The 18,326-nt window shown below is 71.4% G+C and carries 14 protein-coding genes; 12 read left to right on the top strand and 2 right to left on the bottom strand.

Features of this window, described 5'->3' with window-relative positions; genetic code table 11:
- Window positions 1-144: 144 nt before the first annotated feature.
- The 7 genes from SK854_RS08475 to SK854_RS08445 all read left to right on the top strand — a co-directional run bounded on the left by SK854_RS08475 (window position 145) and on the right by SK854_RS08445 (window position 10,861).
- Window positions 145-2,652 (top strand): class III lanthionine synthetase LanKC N-terminal domain-containing protein, encoded by a 2,508-nt coding sequence (locus SK854_RS08475; protein WP_319974445.1) that lies wholly within the window; start codon window positions 145-147, stop codon window positions 2,650-2,652.
- Window positions 2,649-3,377 carry a GNAT family N-acetyltransferase gene (locus SK854_RS08470; RefSeq protein WP_319974444.1) on the top strand — a complete coding sequence of 243 codons (729 nt, stop codon included), beginning with the start codon at window positions 2,649-2,651 and terminating at the stop codon, window positions 3,375-3,377. The genes SK854_RS08475 and SK854_RS08470 overlap by 4 nt, the downstream gene beginning before the upstream one ends.
- Window positions 3,374-4,954 carry a hypothetical protein gene (locus SK854_RS08465; RefSeq protein WP_319974443.1) on the top strand — a complete coding sequence of 527 codons (1,581 nt, stop codon included), beginning with the start codon at window positions 3,374-3,376 and terminating at the stop codon, window positions 4,952-4,954. Before SK854_RS08470 ends, SK854_RS08465 begins: the two co-directional genes overlap by 4 nt.
- Window positions 4,951-6,516 carry an alpha/beta hydrolase family protein gene (locus SK854_RS08460; RefSeq protein WP_319974442.1) on the top strand — a complete coding sequence of 522 codons (1,566 nt, stop codon included), beginning with the start codon at window positions 4,951-4,953 and terminating at the stop codon, window positions 6,514-6,516. The genes SK854_RS08465 and SK854_RS08460 overlap by 4 nt, the downstream gene beginning before the upstream one ends.
- A complete protein-coding gene (locus SK854_RS08455) occupies window positions 6,513-8,171 on the top strand; it encodes an ABC transporter ATP-binding protein (protein WP_319974441.1) in 1,659 nt (552 codons plus the stop codon). The genes SK854_RS08460 and SK854_RS08455 overlap by 4 nt, the downstream gene beginning before the upstream one ends.
- Window positions 8,164-9,897: an ABC transporter ATP-binding protein gene (locus SK854_RS08450; RefSeq protein WP_319974440.1), complete on the top strand. Its 1,734-nt coding sequence runs from the start codon at window positions 8,164-8,166 to the stop codon at window positions 9,895-9,897. Before SK854_RS08455 ends, SK854_RS08450 begins: the two co-directional genes overlap by 8 nt.
- A gap of 61 nt (window positions 9,898-9,958) precedes the next feature.
- Window positions 9,959-10,861 carry an arsenic resistance protein gene (locus tag SK854_RS08445; protein ID WP_319974439.1) on the top strand — a complete coding sequence of 301 codons (903 nt, stop codon included), beginning with the start codon at window positions 9,959-9,961 and terminating at the stop codon, window positions 10,859-10,861.
- Between the two features lie 10 nt (window positions 10,862-10,871).
- Here SK854_RS08445 and SK854_RS08440 read toward each other — a convergent pair whose 3' ends face one another.
- Window positions 10,872-11,450: an NADPH-dependent FMN reductase gene (locus SK854_RS08440; protein ID WP_319974438.1), complete on the bottom strand. Its 579-nt coding sequence runs from the start codon at window positions 11,448-11,450 to the stop codon at window positions 10,872-10,874.
- Between the two features lie 135 nt (window positions 11,451-11,585).
- On the opposite strand from SK854_RS08440, the gene SK854_RS08435 reads away from it, so the two are divergent.
- From SK854_RS08435 to SK854_RS08415, 5 genes are all read left to right on the top strand, one after another.
- The gene (locus SK854_RS08435; RefSeq protein ID WP_319974437.1) at window positions 11,586-13,052 is read left to right on the top strand and encodes a sensor histidine kinase; all 1,467 of its coding nucleotides are present in this window, start codon (window positions 11,586-11,588) and stop codon (window positions 13,050-13,052) included.
- The gene (locus tag SK854_RS08430) at window positions 13,049-13,705 is read left to right on the top strand and encodes a response regulator transcription factor (RefSeq protein ID WP_319974436.1); all 657 of its coding nucleotides are present in this window, start codon (window positions 13,049-13,051) and stop codon (window positions 13,703-13,705) included. Before SK854_RS08435 ends, SK854_RS08430 begins: the two co-directional genes overlap by 4 nt.
- A 76-nt stretch (window positions 13,706-13,781) precedes the next feature.
- Window positions 13,782-14,339: an alpha/beta hydrolase gene (locus SK854_RS08425; RefSeq protein ID WP_319974435.1), complete on the top strand. Its 558-nt coding sequence runs from the start codon at window positions 13,782-13,784 to the stop codon at window positions 14,337-14,339.
- Window positions 14,336-14,962: a DedA family protein gene (locus SK854_RS08420; protein ID WP_319974434.1), complete on the top strand. Its 627-nt coding sequence runs from the start codon at window positions 14,336-14,338 to the stop codon at window positions 14,960-14,962. Before SK854_RS08425 ends, SK854_RS08420 begins: the two co-directional genes overlap by 4 nt.
- A 10-nt stretch (window positions 14,963-14,972) precedes the next feature.
- Window positions 14,973-15,599, top strand: a complete 627-nt coding sequence (locus SK854_RS08415; protein WP_319974433.1) for a glyoxalase — start codon at window positions 14,973-14,975, stop codon at window positions 15,597-15,599.
- Here the strand turns inward: SK854_RS08415 and SK854_RS08410 are convergent.
- Window positions 15,567-18,221 (bottom strand): ATP-binding protein, encoded by a 2,655-nt coding sequence (locus SK854_RS08410; RefSeq protein WP_319974900.1) that lies wholly within the window; start codon window positions 18,219-18,221, stop codon window positions 15,567-15,569. The two genes, SK854_RS08415 and SK854_RS08410, sit on opposite strands and share 33 nt — an antisense overlap.
- Window positions 18,222-18,326: the final 105 nt, after the last annotated feature.

Genomic DNA, 18,326 nt, shown 5'->3' with positions numbered 1-18,326 from the left:
AGGACGACGCGCTGCTGATGGAGGACAACTCCCTCTGCACGCTCTGCTCCTGGACGTCGAGCCAGAACTGACCGGATCTCCGGTAGTGCGGTGGGCCGCCTTCGGGCGGCCCACCGCAAGTCCCTTCTCAGGCAGGTGAATGTCATGCGACGACGCGTTGCCCCGGACCCGATCCGGCGCGAGGCCGGCGAGATCGCCGCCGCCTGCGCCGATACCTACACCGTGCGCGGTGAGCCGTTCTGGTGGCACTTCGACCCGGTGGCCGACCGTCCGGCCCGCCGCCAGGGCTGGAAGATCCACGTGAGCGCCTCGCCCCGGCACGCCGCCGAGGTGCTGCGCCGGGTGGCCGCCGTCGTCGTTCCGCTGTCACTGCGCTGGAAGGCCGCGCGGTCCGTCGACAAGCTGATGGACCTCAGCTCGCCGCCCTCCCCGCTGACCCAGTCGGGCAAGTTCATCACCATCTACCCGGAGTCGGACGTCGAGTCGCTCGCGGCGTCGCTGGACGCGGTCACCCGCGAGTTCGACGCGCCCGTCGTTCCGTCCGACCGCCGGTTCCGGCCGCACAGCAACGTCTACCTCCGCTACGGCGCGTTCGTCGGGCAGAGCGTCTTCGACCCTGTCGAGCAGAGCCTGAAGTACGTGCTCGTCGACCCGTCCGGCCGTCGCGTGGAAGATCGGCGCGCGCCGGGCGTGGCCGCGCCGGACTGGATCGACGACCTGGTGCCCACGCGGCCGCGGGCGTTCCTGCAACGGCCCGGCAGCGGGCTGTTCGGGCGCGAGATCGTCGTGCAGGGCGTGCTGCGGCAGTCGGTGAAGGGTGGCGTGTTCCGAGTCCTGCACCGGGGCGTGCCGGCCGTGCTGAAGGAAGCCCGGATCGGGACCACGCCTGACCGGCTCGGCCGGGACTCGCGCACCGCTCTGCGCAACGAGTGGCAGCTGCTGCGGGCGTTGAGCGGGTCGGGGCTGGCGCCGGAGCCGTTGGCGTTCTTCCACCAGGAGGACAACGCGTACCTCGTGCAGGAGTTCCTGCCGGGACGGACGTTGCGGGCCGAGGTGGAGCGCCGGAACTACCGCTCCGAGGTGTCGCCTGCCTCGTTGCTGGAGCTGCTGGACGGGGTGCGGCGGCTGGTCTCTGCGGTCGAGGCGCGCGGGATCCGGCTGCTCGACCTGACGCCGAACAACATCATGGTCGACGGGGCCCGGCTGGCCGTGATCGATCTGGAGCACGCCGGGCTCGTCGACTCGCCGGAGCCTCCGTTCGTCGCGCACACGCCGGGGTACGTGCCGGCTGCTGCGCCTTGGGCAGCGGACACGGAGTACGCGCTGGCCGCGATCGGGCACTACGTGCTTACCGGTATCGATCCTTTTCTGGGACGAGATGTCGACTACGGCTCGCACCTGTCGGCGGTGTTGGACGCTTTCGCGCCTGCCGGGCTGGGCGCGGCCGCGTTGGACGAGATTCGCACCCGGTTGGGTGCCGTGGCGGCGGCGCCTGTCGTGGACTCGGCGGTCGAGGAAGCGGTCGAGGCCGGTGAGGAGCTCGTCCGCCTCGCCGAATGGGATCGGCATCCCTGGCCGTGGCCCCAGCGCTGGGCTCCCGGCTCGATGCACCCGGCCTCGTTCATGGCGGGCACGGCCGGCATCGCCCGCTTCTACCTCGACCTGTGGGAAGCCACCGGCGACAAGACGTGGCTCGACCACACGGACAAGCTCCTGACCTGGACCGTCGAGAACAACCCCGTCGTGCCGGGCCAGACTCCGCCGGGCCTGTACTTCGGCCTCGGCTCACTCCCGTGGCTCATGGCCGACCTGGCGCAGGCCGGTCACGCACCTGACCTGTGGCGTCACGAAGCACTGAGGTTCGCCGACGAGCTCGCGGCGATCGACGTCCGCGGCTGGGACATCACCCACGGCTGGGCGGGCGTCGGGCTGGCGAGAACGGCGTTGCTGCGCGCCACGGGCGAAGGTGCGGACGAGGTCTCGAAGATCATCGTGAAGATCCTCGCCGGGGTGTCGACGAAGGACGGCATTCCCGCCTGGCCGAACAACGGCTCGGCGTTCCACGGGTTCGCGCACGGCAGCGCGGGTGTCGCGTACTTCCTCCTGCACGCCGGACTCGCCGTGGACGATCCGGTGGCGGTCGACCTGGCCGTCGCCACCGGGCGTGCGCTGCTGAGCCACGCGGTTCCCGCGGCGAAAGGCCTGTCCTGGCCGCACAAGCCGAACAGCGACACCGTCTGGTCGCATTGGTGCAACGGCGCGGCGGGGGTGGGGATCCTGCTGCACGCACTGGCACGACACACCGGAGACGACGACCTGACCCGAGGCGCGATCGCGGCGGGCCGGGCGATCACGACCGCGCGGCCGTTCGGGAGCACGTGCCGGTGCCACGGGCTGGCGGGGGACGGGGACTTCCTGCTCGACCTGGCGGCGGAGCACGAGGAGTTCCACGAGGGCGCCGTCCACATCGGACGCAAGCTCGACGCGCTGCGGTTCCGGGACGGGTTCGCCGTCAAGTGGGCACCGGAAGGGCTCGGCGTGCCCCGGCCCGACTACATGCGCGGCTACACCGGCGTGCACGCGTTCCGGCTTCGGCTCGCGGGCCACGTCGCCCGTTCGCCACTGACCCTGCGACTCGAGGAGCGACCGTGAACCTCACCGACCTCCTGGTCCACGAGATGGTCGTGGACTGGGGCTCCCACCGGCGCGTCATCACCAAGCGCAACGGCGAGACGGTGTTCCAGTGCGTGGTGAGGCCCGCTGAAGGCCTCACGTACGTCACGGAATGCCTGCCGCAGCGCGATGATCCGGCGTCCGTGGAACACCTGGCCGAAGTGCTTGTGTACCTGCGAGGGCTCGGGATGAACGACATAGTCGCGGTCCACCCGGAGTTCTGGGACGTCGGCGGCACGGACTGCGGTCGCATCGTGCCGATGTGGCTCAAGCTCGACAGCGAGATGATCGCGTCATTCGAACGGGCGCTGCCGGTCGGGTACCGGGTCGCGCCGTTCACGACCGAACTGCCGGGCGACGACCACGACCGCGGCGTGTTCGCGGAGATCGTGTCCGGCCAGTACGGGCCGCTCGTCGACGAGGCCAGCCTGAGGATCGTCGAGGACGGCACCAAGGGCGCGATCGCCGTGACGGAGGACCGGGGCGTGCCGCTGATCGGGCACCTCGTGGTCGAGTCCGGGCAGCGGGGCGCGGGACTGGGCAAGACGCTGCTGGTACGCAGCATGCTCGCGCTCGCGTCCGCCGGATATGCCGACTGCCGCCTCAACGTGATGGCGGAGAACTTCACCGCGCGCCGGCTGTACCGGTCGATCGGCTTCGGGCAGGACCGCGCGACGCTCAAGGCGAGCCGGGTGACGTCATGAACGTGACGGTGCTGTCGGTCGAGTCCGCGTGGATTCCCGGCGTGCTGGCCGACCTGCGGGCACGCCACGGGAAGGTCCGCTACTACCTGTCGGCAGGGCGGCCGTTGTGGCTCAAGGAAGACGGACCCGCTGACCTGACCACGGCGTTGCTCAGGTGCCACGACGAACGCGAGGCACGGCTGCGCGCCGAGGTCAGGGCCGTGCGTGAGTGGCTGGCCGAGGGTGGCGAACGAACTGTGGTCGTCGAACTGTTCGGTGCGCCGACCCACGACGACGTGCGGTTCCTGCAGGAGTGCCGCATGCGGCTGATGCGCGGGGAAGCGCAATCGGTCACCGTGCTCCGGCACATCCCCGGCGCAGTGCCGGTCGAAGGCGACGAGATCCTGGCGATGCTGCGCCTGGCCGGGGGATCGGTGCCGGAGAACGAGTTCCGCGCCTGGCAGGCCGCTCACGGCTGGGACGACGAGCTCGTCCACGCCGTGACGTCCACAAGGGACGGTCCGCGCATCTGCGCCACCCCGGTCGCGCGCCCGTTGCCGATCACCCCGGAACTGGCCGCCGAGGTCGTCAGGACCTCGTCCGCGCCGCTCTCGACGGCCGCGCTGCTCACCGATCCCGTGCTGGCGCTCAAAGCCTTCACCGCCGGTGCCGCCGCCGAAGCCGCCGGCCAGGGACGCGTCCTGTCGCGCTACGCGGGCAACCTCTACCGGCGTGCGCTCCAGTCCGACGACATCCCGCACGGTACGGCGGCGAGCGCCTACCTGGCGGCACTGGTGGCGGACCGCCGCCGGGTCTCGGGCACGCTGGCCGGCCTGATCCTCGACCAGGCCGCGAAGTGGGACGTCGAACCGGCGCAACAGGCGATGCTCGCCTACAGCCTCGGCCAGCTGCTCGCCAAGGACCCCGACCCGGCCGAGCGCTCGTCGGCCGCACGGTGCTTCGCGCACGCCCGCGAACTGGACGTGCCGGCCACCCAGGTCGCCGCGTCGTTCAACGGCGCCGCGCTCGCCCTCTACCGCGACCGCGACTTCGACGGCGCCGTCACCAGCATGCGGACCGCGCTGAAGCTGCTGGAAGGCCACGACACCGTCGCCGACCAACAGGTCCAGCTCCTGACGAACCTGGCCAAACTGCGCCGCGGCACCCCCGAGGCCATGGGCCTCTACCGGCAGGCGTGGGGCATCGCGGACGACGTCGCCAACGCCACCTACGTCGCGTCCGACCTCGTGCGGGTGCTGCTGGACGCGGGGGAGGAGACCGAGGCGGAGGCCGTCGCCACGCGGCTGCTCGACCTGTTCGACCGCGCGGCCGACACGAACCAGGCGAGCGAGAAAGCCGTCTCCGCGGTCTGCTTCCGCCTCGCCGACCGGCGGCTGACGGCGGGCGCGACCACCGAAGCGGCCCGCTGGTACCTCGCCGCGGTCAGCCGGATGCGCCGCGGTGCGCCGGACGTCGTCGACGCGGTCCTGCGCAACCTCGGCGAACAACCGGAAGCACTGCTGCGGGAACGCGCCGCGCACGCCGTCGTCGCCGAGGATCTCCTGGCACTGCGAGGTTTGCTGGCCGGTGCGGCATGACGCCGCTCTCGCCGGGCGGCGACCTGCTCGCCCTGACCCGACCGGGCGAGGTGGGTCTCGTCGAGGTCGACCCGGACGGCAGCGCGGACCTGGCCGCGACCGACTGGATCCCGGCCGGCGACTGGTCTCTCGCCGGCTGGGCCGCCCCCACGCTGCTCGCGTTGCGCCGCAGAGGCGAACTGGGCCTCCTGGACACCGACCGCCGGATGTTGACGTCATCGCATCCGGTGGTCGGACGCACTCTGCGCTACGACGGCGAGGAAGCCCTGATCGCGGTCGTGCGCGACGGCCGCCCGATGCTGTGCGCGCATCGCCCTGACGACGGCAGCTACCGGCTCCTCGACGGCACCGAGGGGGTGCGCTCGGTCGCCGCGTGGGACCGGAACACCTTGGTCTTCACCAGCGACCGTGGCGTGACGCTGATCCAGGACGGCGAGCGGATCGAACTCGACGCGGTGTCGGCGGCAGGGGAAGGCCCGCTCGTCGCGTTGACGGGAGAGGGCGAAGTACCGGGTGTGCTGGACATCGCCACCGGCCGGACGCGGTGGTTCACCAGGGGAGGCGGGGGAATCGCGGTCTCGCCGTCCGGCCTGCTGCTCACGATGGCCTGGACCGACCACCGGTACGTCCACCGGGTGCTGGATCGGGATGGTCACATCATCGGAACGCCGGTGCCCGGCCACGGCATCGCCACCGACCTGGCCTTCACCGCCGACGAACGCCACCTGCTCGGCCGCCACCAGTCGCCGGCCGCCTCACCCGCGCTCGTCCGCTGGAACATCCACAGTGGACGAATGCGGGCGCTGCCCGGCCGGCAACGTGAGGAGATCACCGTCCGCTGGCAGCACCGCGAATCGGCGCAGTCGCCGGAATGGCTCTACGAACCGGAGAACGGCCACGGCGGCGTGGTGCTGCACCTGCACGGCGGCCCGCGCAGTCAGCTCAGGCAGATCCACGAACCGATGATCGCCGCATTGGTCGACGCGGGCTGGACCGTCATCGGCATGAACTACCCCGGCAGCTCAGGCTACGGGGACGAGTTCCGCGACGTCGTGGTCGGTGACTGGGGCGGCGCCGACGTCGCGGCCGTCATTGCCCGGTTGCGCGAACTGCGCGGCGACCGGCCGCTGTGCCTGTACGGACAGAGCTACGGCGCCTACCTGGCCCTGCTCGCCGCCGCACCCGACCTGGTGGACGCCGTCGCGGTGTGGGCGCCGGTCACGGACCTGAACGCCTTGCTGGAGTCCGCGACCGGCTTGCACCGCCAGTGGCTCAGGACCGAACTCGGTGCTCTGGCAGACGATCCGGACGAGCTGCGCGAACGCAGTCCGATCCACCGGCCCTTCGCCGCGCCACGGCTGATGATCGGGCACAGCGAGGGAGACGACAGGGTTCCGGTCGGCCAGTCGCGTGCCTTCGTGGAGCGGCTGGGGGCGGAGCGCTACGTGGAGCAGCAGGGGAACGGCCACGAGCCGGCGGACATGGCGGCCTGGACGGCCGCCGTCGTGGCGCACCTGGCAGACCTGATGGCCCGCGTCGTGCGTGAGGAGGTGTCGGCGTGAAGACGTTGCTCTGGCAAGCCGGTCGCTGGCGGTTCGTCCTGTTCTGCGTGCTGGCGGTGCTGCAGGGCCTCGCCCCGGCCGCCGCCATCGCCGCGTCGGGCGTGCTCGTCGCCGGACTCGCGGACGATCCCGCGCAGGCCACCCTCGGCCTCGCCCTGTTCGGCACCGCACTCCTCGTCGGCACCGTGCTCTCCGCGGTCCTGGACCACGAAGCCGCCGTTCTCGACGGCAGGTTCGCCCAGGCCGTCCACCAGACGGTCGCCTGCGCCACCCTCCGCACGAGCGCCACGAACCTGGCCGACCCCGAGACCACGAAGGAACTCGGCGCGCTGGCCGAGTTCGAACGCGTCGACGGCTTCGTCGGCACCGTCACCGCCCTCAAGGAACTGCTCCGGCAACGCGCGACCGGCGTCGGCGCCGCCGTGGTGCTGGCGACGTTCGCCTGGTGGGCGCCGATCGTCATGTTCCTGGGCTGGCGCGGCCTGAGCTTCGGCGTGCGGAAGTGGCTCGACCACGGCATGACCCTCGGCGCGCAGCAGGGCGAGAGCGCGATGCGCCGCGCCCGCTACCTGCGCGGCCTCGCCGTGGACAGCCCCGCCGCCAAGGAGATCCGCGTGTTCGGCCTGGCCGGGTGGCTGGTGCCGCTGTACCGCGACTCCTACCTCGGCGCGCTGGAGGTCGTGTGGGCCGGACGGAAGCTGGGCATGCGCACGGTGTTCGCCGCGACCGGCGGAGTGCTGCTGGCCCATCTCGTCGTTCTCACCGCGATCGCCCAGGCGACCACCACACCGGCGGAGATCCTCGTCTACTCCCAGGCGGTGCTGTCCACGAGCGCGCTCGGTTACGTGTTCGGTGCCGAGATCCCGCTGGCCCGAGCCCGCAAGGTCGCGGAACTGGCTCGGACACTCGCTCATCGCCTCACCGCGGCCCCGACTCGACCGCAGGTGACCGCGCAAGCCATCCAGCTCAGGAACGTCCACTTCGGATACGCGGGAAAGCCGGTCCTGAAGGGGATCGACCTCGCGGTCCCGAAAGGACAGTCGCTGGCGATCGTCGGCGAGAACGGCGCGGGCAAGAGCACGCTCGTCAACCTGTTGTGCGGCATCTACCAGCCGGACAGCGGCGAGATCACCATGCCCGGCAAGGTCAGCGCGATCGTGCAACGGTTCACCCGCTTCGAACTCTCGCTGAAGGACAACATCGGCTTCGGCGAGGGAGGTGTCGAAGAAGCACTGGAACGCGCGGGCGGCGCGGGCCTGCTCGACGACCTCCCGCACGGCTGGGACACGGTCCTGTCGTCCTCGCACCCGGACGGCCGCGACCTCTCCGGCGGCCAGTGGCAGAAGGTCGCGCTGGCCAGGGCGCTCCGAGCGGTCGAGTCCGGCATCCTGATCATGGACGAACCCAGCGCCAACCTCGACGTGCTGGCCGAGGAAGAACTCTTCGCCCGCTTCAGCGAACTGGCCGGCGAGATCACCACCGTCCTCGTGTCGCACCGGCTGGCGTCGGTGAAACACGCCGACCGCATCGTCGTCATCGCGGACGGCCGCATCGCCGAGGACGGCACCCACGCCGAACTGATGGCGGCGAACGGGCAGTACGCCGCGATGTACTCCCTGCAGGCAGAACGGTTCGCGGAGGTGAGTCATGCGTGAGATCCGCGTCCTGGTCGCGATGGCGTGGCGGGTGGACCGCAGGCTGACCCTCGCGATGATCGCCGAGCCGTTCGGCAACACCCTCGTGCTGCTGTCCGGGCTGTGGCTGGCGATGCTCACCAACGGCGTCGTCCAGAACGACACCCGCCAGGTCGTGACCGGTGTCGCCGCGCTCGTGCTCGGCGCGGGACTCGGCTGGCAGCTCGACCTGTCGGCCAGCCAGTGGCGGATGGTGCTGGGGGAGAAGGTCGCGCACGCGTTCGACACCAAGATCGCGCGCCTGTCCGCCGAACTGCCCACCCTCGAACACTTCGAGCGCGCCGAGTACCAGGACCAGCTCGAGATCCTGCGGCAACGACAAGGCCAGCTCGGCAACTCGATGAGCGCCCTCGCCGTGACGATCAAGGCGATCTGCGCGGGCCTCACGGTCCTCGTGCTGCTGGTCGTCGCGCACCCCGCGATGCTCCTGCTGGTGCTGCTCGCGTTGCCCGCCCTGCTGATCACGAAGGCCCAGCAACGGTGGCGGGCGCAGGCGGAAGACCAGTCGGCGTTGCCCGGCCGCACGGCCCGGCACCTGCGCACCGTCGCCCAGGACCGGGACGCCGCCGTGGAGATCCGGCTCTTCGGGCTCGCGGACAACCTCGAACGCCGCATCGGCACGCTCTGGAACGCCCAGCGCCGGCCGATCGAGCACGCCGAACGCAAGGTCGCGCTCCTCTCGCTCGCCCAGCAGGTCCTCTACGTGATCGGCGTGATCGCCGCCGTCGGTTTCGTGCTGCACCAGGCGATCCAGGGCAGGTCGGCGCTCGGTGACGTGGTGCTGGCGATCTACCTCGGGCAGCAGGTGCAGACCGCGGTGATCTGGCCGATCCAGGCCGTCGCGGGTTTCGGCCGCACCCTGCACACCGTCAGCCGTTTCCTCTGGCTCGCCGATCACGCCCACACCGCTACCGGTGCCGGAGGAGCACCGGAGCAGATCGTCGAGGGCATCCGGCTGGAGAACGTGTCCTTCCGCTATCCCGGCACGGACAAGTGGGTGTTGCGCGACGTCTCGCTGACCATCCCGGCCGGTGCGGCGCTGGCCGTGGTCGGTGCGAACGGGGCCGGCAAGACCACCCTCGTCAAGCTCCTGACCAGGATGTACGAGCCCACCGAGGGCCGGATCACGGTCGACGGTGTGGACCTCGCCGACCTGGACGTCCACGAGTGGCGCGCCAGGCTCGCGGCGGCGTTCCAGGACTTCGCCCGCTTCGAGTTCACCGTCCAGCAGGCGGTGGGCGTGGGCGACCTCGAACACCTCGACGACACCGGGCACGTCCGCAGGGCGATCACCAGGGCGAGCGCCGACGTGCTGGACCAGGACGCCCAGCTCGGCACGTCCTGGGGCGGCACCGACCTCTCCACTGGCCAGTGGCAACGGATCGCGCTCGCCCGCGGCCTGGCCAGGACCACCCCGCTCGTGCGGTTCCTCGACGAACCGACCGCGTCGCTGGACGCGTTCACCGAGGACGCCCTCTTCGACAGCATGACCAGGGCCACCGACGGCGCGAACGGCATGATCACGATCCTCGTCACGCACCGCTTCTCCACCGTCAGATCGGCGGACCTGATCGTGGTGCTCGCCGACGGCGGAGTCGCGGAACTCGGCTCGCACCGGGCGTTGCTGGACCGGAACGGCCGTTACGCGCGGCTCTACCGGTCGCAGGCGGCCGCGTTCGCCGACTGACCTGGCACCATCGTCCTGATCATCTGATCGGGAGGGTGCTTTGCCGGGGTTCGTCGCGGGGATGGAACGTCACCAGGTCGCCGTCTACCTCGGCGCCCTGGCCGCGGGTGGGGTGGCCGGCTGGGCGGCTCCCGGCGCGGGCCCGTCGCTCGAACACGCCATCAACCCGGTGCTGGCGGCGCTGCTGTACGTGACGTTCCTGCAGGTGCCCGTGACGCAACTCGGGCGTTCGCCGCGCGCGGGCCGGTTCCTCGGTGCCGCGCTCGTCGTGAACTTCGCGGTGGTGCCGTTGGTGGTCGCCGCGTTCTTCACGTTCCTGCCCGCCGACCAGGCGATCAGGCTGGGCGTGCTGTTGGTGCTGCTCGCGCCGTGCGTCGACTACGTGATCGTGTTCAGCGGCCTGGCCGGTGGTGACAGCCGGCGCCTGCTCGCCGCCACACCACTGCTGCTGCTCGCGCAGATGGTGCTGCTGCCCGGTTATCTGCTGCTGTTCCTCGGCTCTGACCTGGCCGTGGTCGAGCCAGGGCCGTTCGTCGAGGCGTTCGTCGTGCTGATCGCGATTCCGCTGGCGCTGGCCTGGCTCACCCAGACCTGGGCGGGGGAGCGGGTCGGCGCGATCAGCACGACGATGGTGCCGTTGATGGCCGTGACCCTGTTCGCCGTGGTGGCGTCGCAGGTGCCGAAGCTCGGCGACCTCCGGCCGGTGCTCGGCGTGGTGCCGTTCTACGTGGCGTTTCTGCTGGTCATGGCGTTCGCCGGGGTGGCTGTCGCGCGGTTGTTCCGCCTCGGCGTGGCGTCCGGGCGTGCCATCGTGTTCACCGGGGCGACGCGCAACTCGCTGGTCGTGCTGCCGCTGGCGTTGTCGTGGTCCGATCTCGCCGCCGTCGTCGTGGTGACGCAGACATTGGTCGAGGTGATCGGCATGGTCATCTACGTGCGGGTCGTGCCGCGCCTGCTTCCGTGACCGCGGAACGTCATGCCTGCGCGGCGAGCTGACGGTCGCGCAGGGGGGCGAGCGCGCTGCTCCAGGCCACGAGCTCGTCGAACATCGTGGACAGCGTAGCCGCCTGGAACTCGGACGGGTGGAACTCGGTGAAGTTCGTGAACTCGGTGAACATCGACAGCGACACGCTGGTGCGCACGTCGGCCAGCTTGAGCTCGCCCGCGACCAGACGGAGGTGCTCCACGGCCCTGGCGCCGCCGACGCCGCCGTAGGAGACGAAGCCGACCGCCTTGTTGTTCCACTCGGCGAACAGGTAGTCGATCGCGTTCTTGAGGACGCCGGACGTCGAGTGGTTGTACTCGGGCGTGACCATGACGAACCCGTCGAAGCCCGCGATCTTCGCCGACCACGCCTTGGTGTGGTCGTGCTGGTACTGGCCCATGATCGGGGGCATCGGCTCGTCGAGGTGGGGCAGCGGGAAGTCCTTGAGGTCGACCAGTTCGAACGTCGCGTCGTCGCGCCGCTCCGCGTGCTCGAGGACCCACCTGGCGACCTGCTCGCCGTTCCGTCCGGGACGGGTGCTGCCGATGATGATTCCGATGTGCGTCATGTCCCTGAAGTCCTTTGCCGAGATCATCTGGAGTTAAGCGGACTACACCCCGCTTTTCGGAAGTGGACTCTACCCCGCTTGCTTGGGGAGCGTTCGGTGCCCTGGGTCACAACGGCCGTCTTCTACGATGAACCGATGAGGGGCGGCTGGGGGCTGCGGTGGCAGGAAGCCGCGTTGTGGGCGGTCCTGGCGGTGCCGCTGGTGCCGGGAGCGTGGGGTGATCCCGCCGAGTTGGCCGCCGGTCTGGTCCTGCTGACCGCCGCGGTGGTGCTCTTCCGCAGGTTTCCGGTGTGGACGTTGTGCGCGCTCGTCACCGCCGCGGCGCTCCCCGCGCTGGTGCTGGCGCCGACCGTGACGAACCTGCCGTGGGTCTGGCCGTTCCTCGCCGCCGGGGTCTTCGGGTTCCGCGCCGGACGGTGGGTGCCGGAGCCGGTGCTGGTGCCACTGGCGGCCGTGCTGCTCGCCGGGCTGCCGGTCAGCGTGCTGGCGGACGGATCGGCGCGCGGCGGGTTCGGCGTGCTGTTCGGGGTCTACGACTGGTTCCTGCTGGTGCTGATCGTGCTGGTCGTGGTGCTGGGACCGTGGCTCGCGGGCCGCTACCTCCGGTCGCGCGCCGAACTCGTGGCGGCGGGGCAGGAGCGGGCCGCGTTGCTGGAGCGGGCCCGGATCGCCCGCGAGATGCACGACTCGCTCGGTCACGAGTGGGGACTCATCGCCTTGCGCGCCGCGGCTCTCGAAGTGGCCCCGGACCTCGCCGAACGGCATCAGGTCGCGGCCGGCGAACTGCGGGCGGGGGTCGCAGCGGCGACCGAGCGGCTCCAGGAGATCATCGGCCTGCTGGGACCGCGCGACGAACGGACCGGCGTCGGCGAACTGGTCGCACGCGCGGCAGCCGCGGGCATGAACGTCACCTGGACCCCGGCTGAGCCCTCACCGGAAGCCGTCGAACGCGCCGTGTGCCGGATAGTCCAGGAAGGACTGACCAACGCCGCCAAGCACGCGCCAGGAGCACCGGTCAGCGTGCGGGTCGAACGCTCGTACAACAGCACGACCGTCACTGTCGCGAATGGACCGGCGACCAGGAAACCCGTTGCGGCGAGCGGAGGTTCCGGGCTGGCAGGGTTGACCGAACACGCCAGGCTGCTGGGCGGCACGCTCACCGCGGAGCCGCGCGAAGGCGGGTTCGCGCTGGTGGCGGAGCTGCCGCACGACGCGCGACCGGCGACCGTCACCGCGCCGGCTCGCCGAAACCTCGTCAGCGTGGCCAGGAAACCGCTCCTGATCGGCATCTCGGTCGCCGTGCTCGCGATGGCGCTCTACGCGGCGGTCGGCGCGAACAACAGCCTCGACCCCGCGGTGTTCGACCAGATCCAGCTCGGCGCGCCGCGCGCGGACGTCGAGGCCGTGCTGCCACCGTTCCAGATCCTGGGGGACTCCGAACGCATGCTGTCCGACCCGCCCCAAGGCGCCGACTGCCGCTACCACTGGTCGCGCGTGCAGACCGACGACCGGTTGTTCTTCCGCCTGTGCTTCGTCGCGGACCGGTTGGTGCTCAAGGAGACCGTGCCGCGCGGCGCCATCTCGGCGGAGGTGCCGAGGTGATCAGGGTGCTGCTCGCCGACGACGAACCGCTGACCAGAGCCGGTGTCCGGGCCGTGCTCGGTGCCGACCCGGAGTTCGAGGTGGTCGGCGAGGCGGCCGACGGACGCGCGGCCGTGGAACTCGCTCAGGCGCACCGGCCGGACGTCGTGCTGCTCGACATCATGATGCCGGGCATGGACGGGCTCGCCGCGGCGGCCGAGATCCGCCGCACCGTCCCGGGCACCGGAGTGATCATGCTGACGACGTTCTCCGAGGACGAGCACATCGCGCGCGCGTTCGACGGCGGCGCCAGCGGTTTCCTGCTCAAGTCAGGCGATCCGAGGGAACTCTTCGCGGGCATCAGGGCCGTGGCGGAGGGGGCGGCGTACCTGTCGCCGAAGATCGCGCACTGGGCGATCCGGCGGCTGGGCGGCGAACGGGAGACCGGCGCGGCCCGTGCGCGAGAGCTGGTCGCGAGGCTCACCGATCGCGAACGGGAGGTGCTCGCGCTGGTCGGTGCCGGCCTGCCGAACGCCGAGATCGGCCGTCGGTTGCACGTGGTGGAGGGCACGGTGAAGGTGTTCGTCGGCTCCATCCTGCGGCGGCTGGAGGTGCCGAACCGGGTGCGGGCGGCGATCATCGCGTTCGAGGCGGGCCTCGTCGGTCAGGGTTGATCTATGCCTTTCGGCCAGTCCTCCCGACGGCCTTCGGCAGATGCCGGTCGATGGTGGTGATCGACAGGCTGGCCACATGAGAACCAGGTACAAGGCCGTCGTCGCGGCGGTGGGGCTGACCGCGGCGCTGGCCGCTCCCGCGGTGGCCGAGCCGGTCGCGCTCGCCCTGCCGAAGCCGTCCGGGCCGTTCCCCGTGGGCACCACCGAACTGCACCTCGTCGATCACTCACGGGCCGACCCGTGGGCGCCCGGCCGGTCACGGGAACTGATGATCTCCCTGTGGTACCCGGCGATGCCCGCGCTCACGGCCCCGTCCCGCCACCTCAGCGCGGGGATCGCGGCGTTCTACGACCAGACCTCCGGTCCCTCGGTCGGGCTCGCCCCCGGCGTCGCCGACTTCGCGGGCACCCGGACCCACGCGAAGACCGCCGCGCACGCACTTCCCGGCCGCCGCCCCGTGATCGTCTACTCGCCGGGGCGCGGCCAGTCCCGTTCGTTCGGCACCACGCTGGTCGAGGACCTCGCCAGTCGCGGCTACCTCGCCGCGTTCTTCGGCCTGCACCTGCGCGGCCAGCACACGACCCTGTTCGACGGCGACTCTCCCGCCCACCCGGACGCGAGGCTCGTCCCGTGACCGCGTTCCTCGACTGGCTCGCGCAGCTGCCGCCGGCCTGGGTGGTCGTCGCCGCCGGACTGCTCGTCTTCGGCGAGTGCACGCTCGGCCTGGGGTTCATCGCTCCCGGCGAGACCGGTCTGTTCGTGCTCGGCACGACCGCCACCAGCCCGTCCGCGTTCGTGGTGATGTGGCTGGTGACCACGGTGTGCGCGGTCGGAGGCGACTCGGTCGGGTTCCTGATCGGCAGGCGGTACGGTGCCCGGCTGCGCGAGACGCGGATCGTGCGGAGGCACGGCGCGCGGCATTGGGACCGTGCCACCGACTTCCTGCGCCGACGGGGAGCGGTCGCGGTGCTGATCGCGATCTTCCTCCCGGTGCTGCGCACCCTGCTGCCCGCCGCGGCCGGAGCGGCCGGGCTGCCGTACCGGACCTTCCTGCCCGCCGTTCTCCTCGGTGCCACGGGGTGGTGCGCGCTGCACATCGGCCTCGGCGCGGCGGCGGGGGAGACCGCCCGGCGGATCGAGAAGCTCATCGGCACGGGGAGCACGATCGCGGCTGCCGCCGTGGTCGTCGTCGTGGCGGTGGTGGTGCTGCGCAGGCGGTCAGGAATCGAGAAGCAACGGGCACGGGGTGACGCCTAGCGTTTCCGGCATGACCTCATTCGACGCGATCACCCTCGAAGTGGCCGGCCTCGCGGCCGCCGAACGCTTCTACGCCAACGCTTTCGGGCTCGGCTCCCGGCTGCGCCTGCGGGAGAGCCAGGAACCGGCCACCGGCTTCCGCGGCTTCACCCTGTCCCTCACGGTGGCACAGCCCGCCGACGTCGACGTGTTGATCGGCGGCGCGATCGACGCCGGCGCGACCGTGCTCAAGCCCGCCGCGAAGTCGATGTGGGGCTACGGCGGAGTCGTGCAGGCTCCGGACGGCACCATCTGGAAGGTCGCGACCTCGGCCAAGAAGAACACCGGCCCCGCCACCGGCGAGATCGAGGACGTGGTGCTCCTGCTCGGCGCCACCGACATCGTCGCGAGCAAGCAGTGCTACCTCGACCAGGGCTTCACCGTCGAGAAGAGCTTCGGCCGCATGTACGTCCAGTTCGCCTCGTCCGGCGCCGTGAAGCTGGGGCTGTACCGGCGGCGTGCCCTCGCGAAGGACGCCGGGGTGTCGCCGGAGGGCTCCGGCTCGCACCGGATCGTGATGAGCGGTCCCGGTCAGTTCGTCGACCCGGACGGGTTCGCGTGGGCGTCAGGGCAGACGGCCGGCCAACTCGGCGCGTGAGCGGATGCCGAGCTTCGTGTAGACCTTGCGCAGGTGGTACTCGATGGTCTTGGGGCTCAGGAACAACGCGGCGGCGACCTCGCGGGTGGTCTTGCCCTCCGCGAGCAGGAGTGACACCTGCAACTCCTGCGGGGTGAGGGTTTCGCCGGGTGCGCGACGTTTGATCGTCTCGCCCGTCGCGCCGAGTTCGACCGCGGCGAGATCCGCCCACCGGGCCGCGCGCAGGTTCTCGAACGTCTCCAGCGCGGCGTGCAGGTGCGGCCGGGCGTCCACTCGACGCCGGGCACGGCGCAGGCGGGCACCGTAGGCGAGGCGGGTGCGCGCGGTCTCGAAGTCGTCCAAAGTCCTTTCGTGGTAACGCAAAGACGCCTCGAAGTGGGTGTCGAAGTCGGGGCTGAGCATGCCGATCGTCCGCTCGGCCCGTCCCATGGCCCACGGCTGGCCCTTCGCGGCGGCTTCGGCACGGTAGCGCCGGGCGACCTGCCAGGCGTCCTCGTGCCTGCCCAGCCGCACCAACGCGTCGGCGCGTTCGGGCGCGGGCGACAGGTCGGGGTCGGTGAGCTTGAGGTCGGCGAGGAGGGCCGCGAGTTCTTCCAGGTGTGTCAACGCCTTCTGCGGATCGCCGAGCCCCAGTTCCAGCTCTCCCAACGCGAACAGCGACCAGACACGTCCGATGTGGATGTCCCGGGAGCGGCAGAGGGGCAACGCCTCCGCGACGAGCGCACGGCACCGAGCTTCGTCACCCAGTCGTGCCCGCAGCCACGCCAGGCCCGCCAGGCACATCGCGAGATCGGTCTCCTGCCCGGTCTCCCGTGCCAGCCGGGTCGCCTCGTCGTAGGTGGCTTCGGCCCGCACCCACTGGTTGGTGGTCGCCTCGTCCCTCGCGACGTGGAACAGCAACGACGGCAGGGTTCCCACGGCCGCCTCCGTGCGTGCCCGTCCGACGATGCGCCTGAGTTCGGCGCCGGAATCGGTGTCCCGCAGGAACAACGGCCCGATCATCAGCCACCACAGCCTGCGCCGGTCGTCCCGCCACTCCTGCGAGGCGGCCAGCAGGCCGACAGCGGAACGGATCTGGTCGGCGCCGCCCCGGTTGGCGAGAATCCGGGCCACGCCCGCCGCCATCCGGCCCAGCCCGAGTGCCCGCGGCGTCGTGACCTGCTCGAGCAGCGCCTCGATCTCGTGGGCCAGTTCGATCGCGGACGTGGTGTCGCCGAGGTAGAAGCAGGCGTTCACGGCGTCGGCCAGGAACACGACACCTTCGTCCGAGTCACCGGACTGACGGGCAGCGGTCCAGCACAGGTCGCGAGCCTCGGTCAGCGAACCGGTGCGCGCCGCGATCGCTCCGCGCAGTTCCCAGGCCCTCGGCCCGTTCGACCCGCTCTCGTCGAGCAGCGCGACGGCGCGCGGCGTGGTGCCGGCGAGCCACGCCGACTCCGCCGCCGTCACGCACAGCAGGGCGTGCCGTTCGACGTCCGGGCTCAGCCGCGCGGCCCGTTCGTACGCGGCAGCCGCCACGTCGTGCGCACCGCGTTCGTGGGCCCGCTCCGCCGCCCGTTCGAGAAGATCGGCGACGCCCGCGTCCGGTCCGACGGAGGCCTCGGCCAGGTGCCAGGCGTGCCGATCGGCGTCGTGCGGCCCGATGGCCTCGGCCACCGCGCGGTGGATCGACCGGCGTCGCTGCGGATCGCAGTCCCCGTACACGGCGGACCGGATCAGCGGATGACGGAACTCGACCCGGCCGTCGGTGAGCCGGACCAGCCCGGCGCTCTCGGCCTCGGCCAGCGAACCGACGGTGACACCGAGCAACCGGCACGCATTCGCGACCACCCGCAGGTCGTTGCCCGCCACCGCGGCGACGGTCACCGCCGCCCGCCCGTCCTCGCCGAGTGACCGGGCCTGCGCCGCGAACTCGTGGGCCAGCGCCGCCGACACCGGCAGCGGCGCCTCGGGAGAGACGTGCTCCAGCCGGTGCGCGGCCAGTTCGATCAACGCGAGCGGGTTCCCGGCCGTCGCGCGATGCAGCCGCGCGATCAACTCGGGCGACAGGGCTGTGCCGGAACGGCTCGACACCAGCTCACCCGCGGCGGCGAGATCGATGCCGGACAACGGCAGCGCGGGCAGTCCGGGATCAGGGGAGCGCGTGGTGGCCAGCAGCACGATCGGATCGGCCACGAGCCTGCGCGCCGCGAACGCCAGCGCGTCCGCCGACGGCCGGTCGACCAGGTGCAGGTCGTCCAGCAGCACCGCGACCGGCCGTTCCTCGGCGAACCGGCACAGCAGGCTCAGCGTGGCGGCCCCGACCGCGAACCGGTCGATCGCGGGCCCGGGACTCAGTGCGAGCGCGACGGACAACGCCTGCGCCTGCGGAGCCGGGATCTCGTCGAGACGGTCGAGCGCGGGCCGCAGCACCTGGTGCAGGGCGCCGAACGGGATCTCCCGCTCCGGCTCGCTCCCGGCAGCCTGCAGGACGGTCATCCCCGTGGCGCACTCGGCGGCGAACCGCAGCAACGCGGTCTTGCCGACACCGGGCTCACCGGTGATCGCCAGGACGCCGCCGTGCCCGAGCCGGGCGCTCGCGACGAGCCGCTCGACCTGTCGACGCTCGGACTCGCGTCCCATCAGCACACGGGGGAGTGTAAGCAGACCTAGGTGACTAGGTGGGGCACCTGATGCGACCGTCCCGTTGGCGCTCATAGGTTCCGACCCTCACCGGAGGGAAGAGCA

It is taken from the genome of Lentzea sokolovensis (assembly GCF_033949975.1).
Classification (GTDB): domain Bacteria; phylum Actinomycetota; class Actinomycetes; order Mycobacteriales; family Pseudonocardiaceae; genus Lentzea; species Lentzea sokolovensis.
Note: the sequence above shows the minus strand (reverse complement) of the source record. Positions and strands in the feature narration are given on the sequence as shown.